General features: G+C 42.0%; 15 protein-coding genes. 8 read left to right on the top strand and 7 right to left on the bottom strand.

Annotated features, from left to right (window positions below; all coding sequences use genetic code 11):
• Positions 1-185: 185 nt before the first annotated feature.
• From larA to ACTTJF_RS06120, 5 genes are all read left to right on the top strand, one after another.
• Positions 186-1,436, top strand: coding sequence for a nickel-dependent lactate racemase (gene larA, locus ACTTJF_RS06140; RefSeq protein ID WP_442551213.1), 1,251 nt, complete (start codon positions 186-188; stop codon positions 1,434-1,436).
• A gap of 2 nt (positions 1,437-1,438) precedes the next feature.
• Positions 1,439-2,686, top strand: coding sequence for a nickel pincer cofactor biosynthesis protein LarC (larC, locus tag ACTTJF_RS06135; protein WP_442551212.1), 1,248 nt, complete (start codon positions 1,439-1,441; stop codon positions 2,684-2,686).
• The gene (gene larE / locus ACTTJF_RS06130) at positions 2,658-3,440 is read left to right on the top strand and encodes an ATP-dependent sacrificial sulfur transferase LarE (RefSeq protein ID WP_442551211.1); all 783 of its coding nucleotides are present in this window, start codon (positions 2,658-2,660) and stop codon (positions 3,438-3,440) included. Before larC ends, larE begins: the two co-directional genes overlap by 29 nt.
• A complete protein-coding gene (gene larB, locus ACTTJF_RS06125; protein ID WP_442551246.1) occupies positions 3,427-4,173 on the top strand; it encodes a nickel pincer cofactor biosynthesis protein LarB in 747 nt (248 codons plus the stop codon). Before larE ends, larB begins: the two co-directional genes overlap by 14 nt.
• A gap of 93 nt (positions 4,174-4,266) precedes the next feature.
• Positions 4,267-4,500, top strand: coding sequence for a hypothetical protein (locus ACTTJF_RS06120; RefSeq protein ID WP_442551210.1), 234 nt, complete (start codon positions 4,267-4,269; stop codon positions 4,498-4,500).
• Positions 4,501-4,584: 84 nt separating this feature from the next.
• Here the strand turns inward: ACTTJF_RS06120 and ACTTJF_RS06115 are convergent, their stop codons facing one another.
• The 4 genes from ACTTJF_RS06115 to ACTTJF_RS06100 are packed head-to-tail and all read right to left on the bottom strand — an operon-like array spanning position 4,585 to position 7,374.
• Positions 4,585-5,058, bottom strand: coding sequence for a hypothetical protein (locus ACTTJF_RS06115; protein WP_442551209.1), 474 nt, complete (start codon positions 5,056-5,058; stop codon positions 4,585-4,587).
• Complete coding sequence (locus ACTTJF_RS06110) at positions 5,045-5,959, bottom strand: hypothetical protein (protein WP_442551208.1); 915 nt, start codon at positions 5,957-5,959, stop codon at positions 5,045-5,047. Before ACTTJF_RS06110 ends, ACTTJF_RS06115 begins: the two co-directional genes overlap by 14 nt.
• A gap of 10 nt (positions 5,960-5,969) precedes the next feature.
• On the bottom strand, positions 5,970-6,338 hold the full coding sequence (locus ACTTJF_RS06105) for an ASCH domain-containing protein (protein ID WP_297958915.1): 369 nt from the start codon (positions 6,336-6,338) through the stop codon (positions 5,970-5,972).
• Positions 6,316-7,374 carry a hypothetical protein gene (locus ACTTJF_RS06100; RefSeq protein WP_442551207.1) on the bottom strand — a complete coding sequence of 353 codons (1,059 nt, stop codon included), beginning with the start codon at positions 7,372-7,374 and terminating at the stop codon, positions 6,316-6,318. The genes ACTTJF_RS06105 and ACTTJF_RS06100 overlap by 23 nt, the downstream gene beginning before the upstream one ends.
• A 265-nt stretch (positions 7,375-7,639) precedes the next feature.
• On the opposite strand from ACTTJF_RS06100, the gene ACTTJF_RS06095 reads away from it, so the two are divergent.
• From ACTTJF_RS06095 to ttdB, 3 genes are read left to right on the top strand one after another with little or no spacing between them, the layout of a single operon-like run.
• Entirely contained in the window at positions 7,640-8,098 is a 459-nt protein-coding gene (locus tag ACTTJF_RS06095) for a DUF2809 domain-containing protein (protein ID WP_442551206.1), read from the top strand.
• The gene (ttdA, locus tag ACTTJF_RS06090; protein WP_442551205.1) at positions 8,091-8,990 is read left to right on the top strand and encodes a L(+)-tartrate dehydratase subunit alpha; all 900 of its coding nucleotides are present in this window, start codon (positions 8,091-8,093) and stop codon (positions 8,988-8,990) included. Before ACTTJF_RS06095 ends, ttdA begins: the two co-directional genes overlap by 8 nt.
• Positions 8,987-9,598 (top strand): L(+)-tartrate dehydratase subunit beta, encoded by a 612-nt coding sequence (ttdB, locus tag ACTTJF_RS06085; RefSeq protein WP_442551204.1) that lies wholly within the window; start codon positions 8,987-8,989, stop codon positions 9,596-9,598. Before ttdA ends, ttdB begins: the two co-directional genes overlap by 4 nt.
• A 44-nt stretch (positions 9,599-9,642) precedes the next feature.
• Here ttdB and ACTTJF_RS06080 read toward each other — a convergent pair whose 3' ends face one another.
• The 3 genes from ACTTJF_RS06080 to ACTTJF_RS06070 all read right to left on the bottom strand — a co-directional run.
• Positions 9,643-9,816: a hypothetical protein gene (locus ACTTJF_RS06080; protein WP_442551203.1), complete on the bottom strand. Its 174-nt coding sequence runs from the start codon at positions 9,814-9,816 to the stop codon at positions 9,643-9,645.
• Between the two features lie 137 nt (positions 9,817-9,953).
• Complete coding sequence (locus tag ACTTJF_RS06075) at positions 9,954-12,176, bottom strand: DEAD/DEAH box helicase family protein (protein WP_442551202.1); 2,223 nt, start codon at positions 12,174-12,176, stop codon at positions 9,954-9,956.
• On the bottom strand, positions 12,173-13,553 hold a 1,381-nt coding region (locus ACTTJF_RS06070), incomplete at its 5' end, for a site-specific DNA-methyltransferase (protein ID WP_442551201.1). The genes ACTTJF_RS06075 and ACTTJF_RS06070, both read right to left, overlap by 4 nt.

Genomic DNA, 13,553 nt, shown 5'->3' with positions numbered 1-13,553 from the left:
GATTATATAAATATTAAAATTAAATACTAATAAAAAAATTAAAAATACATTTGTAAGCGTTAATCATATATTTAACCAAATTTGACGCGCCGCTAGTCAAATTTGACCGATCCAAATGCTTTTAAAAGAAAATTTGATATATAATCCTAAGACGAAAAATTAATAAATCTGCTTAAGGAGTAAATATGCAAATCCCTATCGCATACGGCAAAGACGATCATCTAAATCTAGAGATAAACGAGAAAAATTTGCTCGGCGTTTTCGATCCAAACCCCGTGGCTAAATTTGACGAAACGGCGCTCATCGCAAAGGCTCTAGCAAATCCGATAAATCAGAAAAGCTTTGACGAGTTTATCATGGGCGACGAAAAGATCGTCGTTATCGTAAACGACGGCACGAGACCTACGCCGACGGCAAAAATTTTAAAGCAAATTTACCCGAAAATCCGCGATAAAAATAAAATTTTTATCATCGCCACGGGCTGCCACAGAGAGGGCACGCTTGATGAATACGAGATGATCTTCGGCAAAGAAATTTACGCGGAGATCAGAGCCAAAAACGAAGTTCACGATCACGACTCCAAGCACGACGAGATGGTATTTCTAGGTGAGTCAAAAAATGGCACGCAGATGTATCTAAACAAAATCGTAGCAGAAGCAAAAAAAGTGATCGTCATAGGCTCGGTCGAGCCGCACTACTTCGCGGGCTACACGGGCGGCAGAAAGGCCTTTTTGCCGGGCACGGCGTCATACGAGAGCATCACGCAAAACCACAAACTAGCTCTTAGCGCCGATGCGCAAGCTCTACGCCTAGAGGGCAACCCCGTGCACGAGGATATGATCGACGCGATGAAAGTGCTAGCGCATATCGACGTTTTTTCGATCCAGACGGTGCTTGACAGCGAGCACGGCGTGTATTACGCGAGCGCCGGCGACCTCAACGACAGCTTTTACGACTGCGTCAAAAAGGCCGACGAGGTATTTTGCGTAAATATCCCGCGCAAGGCAGATATCGTGATCTCAGTCGCGCCATATCCGATGGACGTCGATCTCTACCAAGCACAAAAGGCTCTAGATAACGGCAAACTAGCGCTTGCTCAGGACGGAATTTTAATAATGGTCGCAAAGTGCCGCACCGGCATCGGACCAAAGCCGTTTTTTGACCTGATGGCATCCGCCGACACGCCTAAAAAGGTGCTCGAAAAGATCAGCGCGGGCTTTAAGCTAGGCTATCACAAGGCCGCTAAGATGGCTGAAATCTCGCTCTGGGCGCAGACCTGGGCGGTGAGCGACTTAAGCGACGATGAGATGCGAGCCGTGCATCTAAAACCATACCACGACATCCAAAAAGCCGTGGATGACGCGCTCGCGCAAAAAGGAGCAGACGCAAAAATCATCATCCTGCCGTTTGGCTCGATGACGGTGCCTAAGGCGTAAGTTTGGCTAAAATTTTATATTACGACGCTAACGTGGGCATTAGCGGCGATATGAACTTGGCCGCTCTTGTCGGGCTCGGAGTGGATTTTGACTATCTTTGCGCCGAGCTTGAGAAGTTAAATTTAGCCGGCGAATTTAAGCTCGTGCGCAAAAGCGTGCTAAAAAACGGCATCGCAGCGACCAAAATCGACGTAGTGCCCCTAAAATCGCAGCCTCACGCCAGAAGCTACGTGGACATCAGGCAAATTTTAGAGAGTTCAAATTTAAGCCAGAGCTGCAAACAAAGAGCGGGCGCGATATTTCGCACGATCGCGCAGGCTGAGGCCAAAGTCCATGGCACGGACGTAGAGCGGGTGCATTTTCACGAGCTCGGGGCGATAGATAGCATCGCGGACGTCGCGGGCGCGGCGATCTGCTTTGAATATCTATTTGAAAAATTTGGAATTTCTCGAGTTGTTAGCTCCAAAATTGAGCTTGGAGGCGGCGTAGCGATCTGCGACCACGGCACGCTTAGCGTACCTGCACCCGCCGTTTGCGAAATTTTAAAAGGCGTGCCCGTAAGTCTCGGACGCGCAAATTTCGAGATGACTACGCCCACGGGCGCGGCGATTTTAAAGGCCTGCGCGGACGAATTTACGGACGGCGCGAGCTTTAAAATAGAAAAGATCGGCTACGGCGCAGGTGGCAAGGACGCCGCGGACTTTGCGAACGTGCTTCGCGCGATGATTTGCGATGCGGATGAAAATTTGAACAATGAAAGCGGCGAGGCAAATTTAGCCGCGTGCTCGTGCTACGGCGAGCTTTGCAAGCAAATTCTGATCTCCACCAACATCGACGATATGGACGCCGAGAGCTTTGCGCTTGCGTGCGAAATTTTACGCGAAAACGGCGCGCTGGACGTATTTAGCCGCTCTATTTTTATGAAAAAGGGGCGCGCGGGCTTTGAGCTAAACGCGCTGTGCCGCAAGCAGGACGCGCAAAATTTAAAGGATCTGATATTTACGCACACCACCGCGATCGGCGTTCGCGAGGTAGAGGTTGCTAAAACCGAGCTAAAGCGCGAATTTGCGCGGGTGCAGACGAAATTTGGCGAGATAGAGCTTAAGATTTCTGGCAGCGATCAAACGCAAAAGGCAAAGCCCGAATTTGAGGAGTGCAAGGCCGCGGCGCTCGCGCACGGCACGACGATCGAGCAGGTGCGGAAAGAGGCGCTGAAAATCTATGACGAAACTAGAAAAACTAAAGGCTGATCTGCGCGGGCTAGGCGAGCTAGCAGTCGCATTTAGCGGCGGCGCGGACAGTTCGCTACTGCTACGCGCGGCGCACGACGCGCTGGGTGCGCGAGCGATCGGCATAACGATAAGATCGCCCTACATGTCCTCGCGCGAGATCGCCGAAGCCGTGGAATTTGCCCACGCCTACGGCATCCGCCACGAAATTTTAGAGCTAGGCGTCGCGGAGGGGATCAAAAACAACCCCGAAAATCGCTGCTATCTGTGCAAAAAGGCGGTCTTTTCGCGCCTGATAGAGCGCGCCCGCGAGCTTGGCTTTAGCCGCGTCGCAGACGGCACGAACCGAGACGATCTGGGCGAACACCGCCCCGGGCTCAAAGCAAAAGAGGAGCTAGGCGTGCTCTCGCCGCTGATAAATTTAACCAAATCAGAGATCCGCGAGCTATCGCGCGAGCTGGGCTTACCCACCGCCGAAAAGCCCGGTTACGCGTGCTTACTAACGCGTCTACCGCACGGGCGCGAGATCGATGAGAACGAGCTAAATTTGATCGAAGCCGCGGAAAATCTACTCATCGCAAGCGGCTACGCAAACGTCCGCGCGCGGTGCGACCGCAAAAATATAAAGTTGCAAATGCCCTTTTCTAGCATGCGGGACTTCCTAAACGACGCGAAATTTAAAAGCGTCGTTAGGCAGCTCGTGACGCTTGGCGCAGCGGAGGTGACGCTCGATCTAAAGGGGCTTAGGGAGGATGTTTTGCATGAGAGAGGATGAAATTTTAGAGCTTTTCGCGGGGATAAAAAGCGGCCGTATGAGCGAGCAAGAGGCGCTAAAATACCTGAAAAACTACCCTTACGAGGACGTTGGCTGCGCCAAGATCGACACTCAGCGCGCTCTGCGAAACGGCGCGGGCGAGGTGATCTACGGCGAGGGCAAGACGGATGATGAAATTTTACGTATCGCAGAAGCGATCGGCGCGAGAGGGCAAAATATCCTGATTACGCGCACCAACGAGCGGGTTTTTAATCGGGTTCGCGAGGCGCTGCCGCAGGCGGAGTTTAACGCTCGCGGCCGCGTCATCAGCGTCAAATTTAAAGAGTCCGTGCTCACGCAAAGCTACATCGCGATAGTCTCCGCCGGCACTGCCGACGGCGCGGTAGTGGAGGAGGCGTACGAAACGGCGCGATTTTTAGGCAACGACGTGCGCAAATTTAGCGATGCGGGCGTGGCTGGGCTACATAGACTGATCGCAAATTTAGAGCAGATACGCGGCGCAAAGGTCGTGATCGCGGTAGCCGGCATGGAGGGCGCGCTAGCTAGCGTGCTGGCGGGTCTTGTGAGCGTACCGGTGATCGCGGTACCCACCAGCGTGGGATACGGCGCGAGCTTTGGCGGACTGGCGGCTCTGCTAGCGATGCTAAATAGCTGCGCAAACGGCGTGAGCGTCGTAAATATCGACAACGGATTCGGCGCCGCATATAACGCGAGCCTGATAAATCATCTCTGAATTTACGCCCGCGAGGCAAATTTAACGGCTAAATTTGAGCGCGAGAGCCTATCGATCACAGAAGCAAACCGCAACAGCTACCAAGCCGTAATAATGCAGTGGCACGATAGCAAAGACGGCAAAGATAAACAATCGAAGATCGGCGGCGGAGAGCAAACCTATAAGCTAAATATCCCCGAGCCAAAATCAGACAATGAAGCCTTTAAAAAGGGCGAAGCCAAGCTAAACGAACTACAACGCGGCGGAATAAACGGCTCGCTTACCGCCACTGGTAGAAGAGCTAAGAGCCGGCGGAAAACTAAAAATAACAGGCGTAACCGGACTTGAAAATGTAAAATTTAGTATTAAAAGCGTATCGCATAATCTAAACACTACAAGCTATATGATTGATCTGGAGTTTGAGGGGTAGGATTATATCTGATTATAAAAATACTCTTTTTTGCCTTTTCGGTAATACCCATCTATAATGTCTGTAAGTTCAAATCCAAAGTAATCAAATACTTTTTTAAATTCTATTAATTTTTCTTCGGACACTGTCAGGAAAGGCTTTTCTGTTTCTAATTCTATAAAGCTTTGCTTAAAAAGCTTTATGCCGTAGCCTTTATTTTTATAAGGGGGCATAACAGATAAGTGGCATAATTTTTTTTCGTTATATTTTAGTATAGCAAGACCCCTTAGATTATTATCATCGCAGGAAGTTATAATTTTTTTTGTTCCGTCTTTTAATGACGGCAGCACATTTGTAAAATACCAAATATCAAAACTTGGATAGTATTTTTTTGCATCTTTGATATAGTTATATAATGTATATTTATTCTGTATCTCTGCCTTTATCAGCTGGGCATGATGCAGTGTTAGGTCGATTGTATTGTCAAAAGGTAACATTAAAAAACCGTTTTAATAAGTCGCAAATAGCATTGTAAATAGCATTAGATATTATGGCCACAAATATTACGAATGATAAGAATTTGTATTTTTCGAATTTTGAGCTTTTATGATGAAGGCTTTTTAAGAAAAGCTGATAATTGTCTATCGTACCGTCGTCTAATATTTTATCTTTAAATTGATAGACTGTCATTTTTTGATTTGCATCACTTCCTATATATTGATTCCATAGATTATCTTCTAAAACCCTAAAGCTTTTTATAGGTCTGCTTTTTTCAATCAATTCAGTTGTAGAGTCAAGTATAACGAAAGTATTAATTTCTTTAAATTTTATCCTTTTGTCTGATTGTTTAGTAAATTGCCTATCTAAATTTATTGAAATTCCAATTGTTTTTATCATTTTTATAAACGGATTAACTTTTGTATCTGAAAGAACGGTATCTGTTATCTTGTCTCTAATATTCTTAATCCTAAATCTAAAATAGCTGTTTTTCTGTTTTTCTTCTACACTCATTGTTATACTAGAATCGCTATTTATAGTGGTATTACAAAGTTTTATATCTCCAAGCTTATATTCTCTTAGTCTAAAATTTAATTTATTTTTATCCAAATGAGTCTCTTCGTTAAAAATCATATTTAATGTCTTGCTATCACAAAGCTTGTCTTTTATGTCTATAAATTCATCCTTAAGTATGTAAAATGGAAACGTGATTTCTATATTAAAATTTCTATCAAGATTGTTGTACTCTTTCCTAGAAACCAATATGCCCATTTCTATATACGAATACTCTCTATCGTTTGGCAAAAATATATTTAAATGCAGTATTGCGTCTATTTTATCAATAATACCAGAGTCTGCATCTATAAATATAGCTTGTGTGCAATATGGGTTTATTTTCATTTTTACATTCCTAAATATACATAAACGATTGTGGTGCCACAAAATTTGGGTATTGCAAATAAGGACAAATTGCCTCTTTATATTTATTTGCGGATTTAATCTTAATGGCAAAACCGGTACTCTTGCCATTAAAGTATTTTAGATATCTTTCTTTATCTATACCGGCATCCATGCTTGTTTTACTCCATAGTTCTTCTGGGCTTGCCTCCAAAATATTATCAACTATAAATTCTCCTATAATTTTTCCAACTGGCTTTGTGGCATATACTTTAATCTTATTAACGTTTTTTTTAAATTTTACCTTTCTAAACTCAAATTTTTTCGTACCATCAAAAATAGCCTCAGCGAATTCCGGCTTAATGGATAATAATGCTGTCATTTACTAAACCTTCTTTTAAAATTGCAAAAAAAGCCTCATCTGTAAGCTTCACAAAACCCCAGTAGGCTTCTTCGCGACCTATAATTTCTCTAATCTTCTTTAAAATAACACGTCTTTTAAATGATATATTGTATGCCATTTTTATTATTTTTGTGTAACTTTTTTTGATAAATATATTCTCTAATTCATCATCAGTAAATATATTATGAGGCTTGCAGTACTTGATGAAATCATCCAAGTCACTAAAACTGGATAAATCTTTATATTCTTCTACAACGCACAAAGAGGTCACGACCGATGAGTAGTTCGCGCTTTGGGCATTTTTATCTTTTGTTCTATAAATGAGCAAGCAGTCGCCTCTCTTGAGTTGCTCAACGCCTTTCATTTTCGTTATATACACCTTATGAATACTATTTGATTCAGACATGTCTTTTAGTATATCGTAGCTTTCTGTGTTTAGCATAGAGTCCGAGAACATACCAGTATGATATTTCGGGTATATACTTAAAAGATATTTGTCGCTTGTCGCATTAATAGCCGGATAGTCCAGCAGTATATCATTTTTTAGCGCCCGCACATGAGTAGGTATATTTTTTGTTAATACTAGCTCATTGATTTTTTTGCCATGCTGGACAAACCCATATCTTTTTAATAATTTTATTAAAGGTGCTTGTTTTTCAAAAGACGTTACATAGATATTATAAATGTTGTTTGCTACGGCAAAATCAAAAATCTTCTTTATAATACGCTCTCCAAGCTTTGTCCCATGCGCATCTATTTTAAGAGTTCCTATCTTTAGCCATGTCACATTTATGTCAAGTGCCGGATTTATATCCGTATTATCTATTGGGCTTTCTATTTTTAGATACAAAAAAGCCACTATCTTGGTATCATCAAAGAGTATATATGCTTTTTCGCCGGCGTCTGCTTTTTTCGCTATCCATGTATCAAAACCTTCATAGTCTTGCCTTAAAGAGTCAAAAAAGGAATCAGATGTGTTAATTTTATGTATATATTTCTCTTGGATATTTGACATTTTAATAACTCTTAAAATTTTCTAAGCAATTGTATCAAAGATTATCTAATTTTATTCTTTTAAAGCCATCGTCACAATATCGGCAAGGGTCTTTAAAGGTATTTTTTTGAATTTAAAACGATAATTGAAAGATTAAAAAATTTACGTTTCAAATCAAAGTGAAAAATGTGATGCTTTAGCCCACTTTGATTTTAAGCGTAAATCCACTTTGATTTGAAACGTAGTTTTACAGCTAAATTTAACGGCTAAATTTAAAAGGAAAGCGTTGCGAGAGGAAAATTTAAACGAGCAAAAGGCTATACCGAAGTACGCTAAAAAGCTCGCGCAAAAACCGCAAACAAGGCAAAGCGCGAGAACGAGGCTAGCGTTTTTAGCCGCGGCGGTTTTGATTTTGGCGGTTGAAATTTACATAGCGATCTGCGTAAAGGGCGGCTTCGTGCGACACTACGCGGGCGACGTTTTGGCGGTTATCTTGCTTTACGCTTTGGCACGGGCTGCTTTTAACGTGCCGCCTTTAAATTTACCGCTTAAAATTTTCGCGTTTGCCGTGGCTTTGGAGCTCGCGCAGCATCTGGGCGTCGTGCAAATTTTAGGCATAGAAAATAAAATTTTAAAAGTAATGATCGGCGGGACGTTTGATCTTGCCGACCTGCTCTGCTACGCTGCGGGCTGCACTTTGGCGGGCACGTATGAAAAATTTGAAAAAAGGAGAAGCGATGGATAAAGAAAAAGCCGTGCAAAAGATGACCGAGGTCATGGCGAAATTCGTCGGCTACACGGGCAAGGTGCTGCCTGACGACGTGACGGCGAAGCTGAGCGAGCTTAGTGAGCGCGAGACGCAGCCGCTGGCGAAGGAGATCTACAAAACGATGTTTGAAAACCAGCGCCTAGCCAAGGAACTAGATCGTCCGTCCTGTCAGGATACGGGCGTGATCCAGTTTTTCGTACGCTGCGGCGCAAATTTCCCGCTCATAGGCGAGCTTGAGGGGCTACTGCGAGAGGCCGTACTGCGAGCGACGCGCGAGGCTCCGCTGCGCCACAACAGTGTCGAGACGTTTGATGAGTACAACACCGGCAAAAACGTCGGCAAGGGCACGCCGAGCGTATTTTGGGAGATCGTGCCGGATAGCGGCGAGTGCGAGATCCACACCTATATGGCGGGCGGCGGCTGTAGTCTGCCCGGCAAGGCGACCGTGCTGATGCCCGGCATGGGCTACGAGGGCGTGGTGAAATTCGTCATGGACATCATGACGAGCTACGGCATAAACGCCTGTCCGCCGCTGCTAGTGGGCGTGGGCGTGGGCACCTCGATCGACGTGGCGTCATTGCTATCCAAAAAAGCACTTATGAGGCCGCTTGGCTCGCACAATCCAAATGACCGAGCCGCGCTAACCGAAAAGCTACTCGAAGAGGGCATCAATAAAATCGGCCTCGGCCCACAAGGCATGAGCGGCGCGAGCTCGGTGATGGGCGTGCATATACAAAACTGCGCCCGCCACCCAAGCGTCATCGCCGTCGCCGTAAACGTGGGCTGCTGGTCGCACCGCAAAGGCCATATCGTCTGGGACGAGCAGCTAAGCTTTGCCGTAAAATCGCACAAGGAGTTCGCGCTATGAGTAAGAAAATTTTAACCACGCCGATCGGCGCAGAGGATCTAGCGGATATCAAGATCGGCGACGTGATCTACCTTACGGGGCACATCGTCACCTGCCGCGACGTGCCGCACAGACGCGTCGTGCAGGAGGGTCGCGAGCTGCCGCTTGATATCAGAGGCGGCGCAATCCTGCACGCGGGGCCGATCATCAGAAAAACGGGCGAAAAAAGCTTTGAGATGGTCTCGGTGGGGCCGACGACTAGTATGCGGATGGAGAAATTCGAGCGCGAATTTATCGCTAAAACGGGCGTGCGCCTCATTGTGGGCAAAGGCGGCATGGGCGAGGGCACGATGAGCGGCTGCAAGGAGTTTGGCGCGATACACTGCGTATTTCCTGCGGGCTGCGCGGTGGTTGCCGCGACGCAGGTCGAGGAGATCGAGAGTGCCGACTGGACGGAGCTTGGGATGCCAGAGACCTTGTGGAAGTGCCGCGTGAAGGAGTTTGGCCCACTCATCGTCTCCATAGACGCGCACGGAAATAATCTTTTTGAGCAGAACAAGGTCAAATTTAACGAGAAAAAGGACGCGGCGCTGGCTGAAATTTTACCGCAGGTCGGGTTTATAAAGTAACGCGTTAATCTACCACAAAGCAAATCACGCCTTTTGTGGTAGATTTATTGGTCTAAATCTAAAACCTCTTTAAATTTTAAGCCGAATTCTTTTTCAAGATTTTGATTGTAAAATTTAGGCACCGCCGTGATTAAATATCTATACTCTTGCTTGCTTTGGAGTAGTTTTTTGCTAAAAATTTGCTCCAAAAACTCCTCTTTCCAAGCATCGTTTGCCATAAAGCCATCGCCTTTTGGCTCGATAAATACTTGATAGTTTAGCTCCTCTCCGCTAAGGCTCTTGCAAAATAGCAAAAAATCCGGTTCAAAAGCCTGCCCTTTTTCATCATAAATTTTTAGCTCTCGCTCATTTCTAACTAGATAAATTTCACTAAATTTTTGTGAAATTTCGTTTTCATGCTTGGCAAAAACTCCACAAAAGCTTTCTCTTCACTCGTACCGTAATTTGCATTAAATGCATACCATTCTTTATCGCTTACAACCCCTTCTTGCCCATCTGTTCGTTCATCATTTTTAGCGATATTTAGGCTTTTATCCTTAAAAATTTCATTAAATTTTTTACTTTTATATTCACTTGCCTTATATTTTGAAATTGTTTCAAAATTATCTTTTATATGCCTTAAAAGCTTTTTTGCGGCAACTAGATATTCATCGCTAGAAATAACCCTCTCATCGGTATCGCTTATAAAATTTACGCTAAATTTATCCTCCAAAAGTTTTAAAAACTCGCTTGTAGATTTTATATCGGTAAAATTTGCTTGCAAATTTTCAAAGTAAAAATACTCATCCTCACTCATCGCTACCCTCAAAATATGCCGTGGAATTTTCTTTTCTTTAAGTATTTTGCGTGATTTAGCAGTTAAATTTTCATCATTAAACACAGCCTCCTTAAAGACCAAATTTGACCCAAGCGCAAAATCTATTTCGTTTGGTATCTCTTCAAATTTAGCCTTATCGTATCCTATCAAAATTTTGTCGTTATGCCACACAAGAGCGTTTTTATAAAAGCTAGTCGCCTTAAAGCTATCCTTTAGCCTAAGCTCCTTGCGAACTGTATCTTCATCATAAATTCCAAAATCCCTTAAAGCCGTCTTTAGCTCACTTATATACCTACTATCATTGCTTGTGTGATAATAAATTTCCTCTAAAATTCTTAGCTCATTATCCAAATCCTTATCAAATTTTCGCTTAAATTTATCATCATCGCCATTTAGTTTAAACGGAAAATACCTAGCCCCTCGTCCGATTAGCTGAGCTTCGCTTATGGTTGTTTTACCAGGCTTACCGTTTCTGCCGTCTCTGCTTTCATAAAGCCTAACAATATCAAAAAGGTTTAGCACGTCCCAGCCCTCATTTAGCTTATTTACGGCAAATATCGCTCGCACTGGATTTTGCTCGTCTTCAAGAGAGTTTAAAACAATCTGATTTTCCTTTACCTCGCTTTCGTTATTTACGTTTAGGCAGTTTTGTGGTTTGAAATTTTGTCTTATCCTTTGCGCTAGATTATCGCTTGAAATCCCATTGGCATCAAAAAATTTAAAAGCCTTAGCTAGCGTTTCATCTTTGATTTCGTTTCTAAATTTATCTACAAAATTTAGGTCCGCTTCGTCTACAAGCCGCCTAAATTTCTCTTCATTTTCATTTGATTCTTTTATGGTTTTTGGCTTAAATAAAATTACGGGCTTTAAATTTATATCATGATTTGCAGCCAAAACACCTCTATATAAATTAAAAATAACAGCACTCATCATCTTATTTTCATCGCTCATATCATTTTTAAAAAGCTCGATTTCCTTTGAATATCCCTGCTCTCTAAATGCCTTTAAATCATATTTATAAAGTACTTTATCTTTATATTTTTCAGCTATTTCTACACTTTCATAATCCAAAGTTGCACTAAATTCAAGCAAGATATTTTTGGAATTTAGCTTTAAAATTTTAGCGACCGTGTTTTCCCAACTTGGTGTTTGGAACTCTTCTAAAATTTCAGCATTATTCTTTGTATCAGCACTTAGGTGATGAGCTTCATCGGCGATCAAGACAATATTTCTATCTGCTAAATCCTCAAATGTAACTGCATTTTCTTTTGGCGAATTCAGATCGGAGTGTAGCTTTTGGATTGTGCAAAATTTGATGTTTATCTCATTTTCGTTTTGTATACCCTCAAAATTCTCGCACTCTTTTATAAAAATTTCCTTACTGTTTATAAAAATCCTCTCGGTAAAAAGATATTTGCTTGAATTTGCGTTTAAGAAATTTTCTTTCGTCTTTTTGATGATATTGTCGCTATTTACGAAAAATATAAAATTCTTATATTTTTTCTCAAAAAGATAAAGTATAAGCCCAGCCATAACAAGCGTTTTACCGCTTCCAGTCGCCATATTAAACATCGTATGAAGAGGCAACTGCGGCTTACCGTTAAAGTCGTTTTCATATAAAAGAATAAATCTCTTAAATGCCTCTTTTTGATACTCTCTAATCGCAAATTTTAAATTTTCGCTCACGCTTTTTGGTAAATTTACGGCTTCAATCCCACGCTTTCCAAACTCGCCAGTTAAAATTTCATGCAGGAATTTCATTTTCTCTCTCCGTAAAAGCTGGTGCTCGCTTCTTTTTCGTCATCCGAGATTTCAAAGTCCGCATCATTAATAGAGCTTAAATTTACGTAAAGTTGATTTTTGTCTAAAAACTCATCTAGTATCCGCTTTTGCTCCTCTAGCCTTAAAGCCTCAAACTCGTTTATGTTTTTGCTAAATTTTTTCATATCGACTTTATAGTTTAAAAATGCGTTCTTATCGATCTCTTTAAAAATTTCTAGTATTTCTCTTTTATTTTTTGCTTTAACGATTTTTTCTTTAAAAAGCTCATTATGCTTTTTAAGCTCAAAATATACAAATTCGCCGCCGCCTTGCCAACCCAAAGCCCTGCTTACGCCGCCTTGTTCACCCTCAATCACCTTTTTAAGCCTCTCTTTTGTTATCGTTTCGATGTAATCCATCTGCTCGATAGCGATAAATTGCCTATTCATTTTCATCGCAACCGCCGCAGTAGTCCCACTTCCAGCGAAAAAGTCCAAAACAATGTCTTTTTCGTTTGTTGAACTTTGTATAATTCTTTGAATCAATTTTTCAGACTTTTGTCCTTTTACTTCATCTGTTCCTAGCATTTTAGACACAGATTCACCAGAGTAGCTAACTATTGCAATACTATTTAAATCGTTATATTCGTTTGCATTCCATACATCTTCAATAGGATATCTTTTAATTCTAGTATCAAAATTTATTTTATTATAAATATTGCTGATTTGCTTTTTATCCATATCGTAATCACATAATATGTCCGTAAGTTTATTCTTACTAATTAATTCCTTAAAATTTGAATTATCTATATATATTTTATTAAAGAACATTTTATTTTTATTTTTTGAATAGAATAAAATAGAGTCATGATTTCTAACATAATTACTTACTCCTGTTTTATATCCAGACAGCCAACCTATTCTCCAAATAACCTCTCTTTGAAAATTTTCTAAACCAAAAATTTCATCCATTAGCACTTTACAATAATGGACTTCATTGTAATCTAAATTTACATAGATACTGCCATCCTCTCTTAAAAGTTCCCTTGCTATTTCAAGGCGATTTTTCATAAATACAAGCCAAGTGGAGTGATTAAAACTATCGTTATAGTTAAAGCTATCGTTACCAGTGTTATAAGGTGGATCTATATAGATAAGTTTTACGCGCCCAGCAAATTCCTTTTTTAAAGAGTGTAAAGCCAAAAGGTTATTGCCTTTTATTAAAAGATTATCGGTTATGGTATCTTGCGGTAGATTGCGAGCGAGATTAATCTCGGCATTACGATTAAATTTGTTTACTAAGCCGCCTTTAAGCTGCGTGGGACTGACTGACTGACTGACTGACTGACTGACTGACTGACTGACTGACTGACTGACT

This window comes from Campylobacter sp. (assembly GCF_052170435.1).
In the GTDB taxonomy this organism is placed as follows: domain Bacteria; phylum Campylobacterota; class Campylobacteria; order Campylobacterales; family Campylobacteraceae; genus Campylobacter_A.
Note: the sequence above shows the minus strand (reverse complement) of the source record. Positions and strands in the feature narration are given on the sequence as shown.

Excerpts from the sequence above, each read along its gene's own strand:
- ttdB (WP_442551204.1), top strand. The coding sequence starts at position 8,987 with ATGAGTAAGAAAATTTTAACCACGCCGATCGGCGCAGAGGATCTAGCG.
- ttdA (WP_442551205.1), top strand. The coding sequence starts at position 8,091 with ATGGATAAAGAAAAAGCCGTGCAAAAGATGACCGAGGTCATGGCGAAA.
- ACTTJF_RS06105 (WP_297958915.1), bottom strand. The coding sequence starts at position 6,338 with ATGACAGCATTATTATCCATTAAGCCGGAATTCGCTGAGGCTATTTTT.
- ACTTJF_RS06100 (WP_442551207.1), bottom strand. The coding sequence starts at position 7,374 with ATGTCAAATATCCAAGAGAAATATATACATAAAATTAACACATCTGAT.
- larE (WP_442551211.1), top strand. The coding sequence starts at position 2,658 with ATGACGAAACTAGAAAAACTAAAGGCTGATCTGCGCGGGCTAGGCGAG.
- larA (WP_442551213.1), top strand. The coding sequence starts at position 186 with ATGCAAATCCCTATCGCATACGGCAAAGACGATCATCTAAATCTAGAG.
- ACTTJF_RS06115 (WP_442551209.1), bottom strand. The coding sequence starts at position 5,058 with ATGTTACCTTTTGACAATACAATCGACCTAACACTGCATCATGCCCAG.
- ACTTJF_RS06080 (WP_442551203.1), bottom strand. The coding sequence starts at position 9,816 with ATGGCAAACGATGCTTGGAAAGAGGAGTTTTTGGAGCAAATTTTTAGC.
- ACTTJF_RS06075 (WP_442551202.1), bottom strand. The coding sequence starts at position 12,176 with ATGAAATTCCTGCATGAAATTTTAACTGGCGAGTTTGGAAAGCGTGGG.
- larB (WP_442551246.1), top strand. The coding sequence starts at position 3,427 with ATGAGAGAGGATGAAATTTTAGAGCTTTTCGCGGGGATAAAAAGCGGC.
- ACTTJF_RS06120 (WP_442551210.1), top strand. The coding sequence starts at position 4,267 with ATGCAGTGGCACGATAGCAAAGACGGCAAAGATAAACAATCGAAGATC.
- ACTTJF_RS06110 (WP_442551208.1), bottom strand. The coding sequence starts at position 5,959 with ATGAAAATAAACCCATATTGCACACAAGCTATATTTATAGATGCAGAC.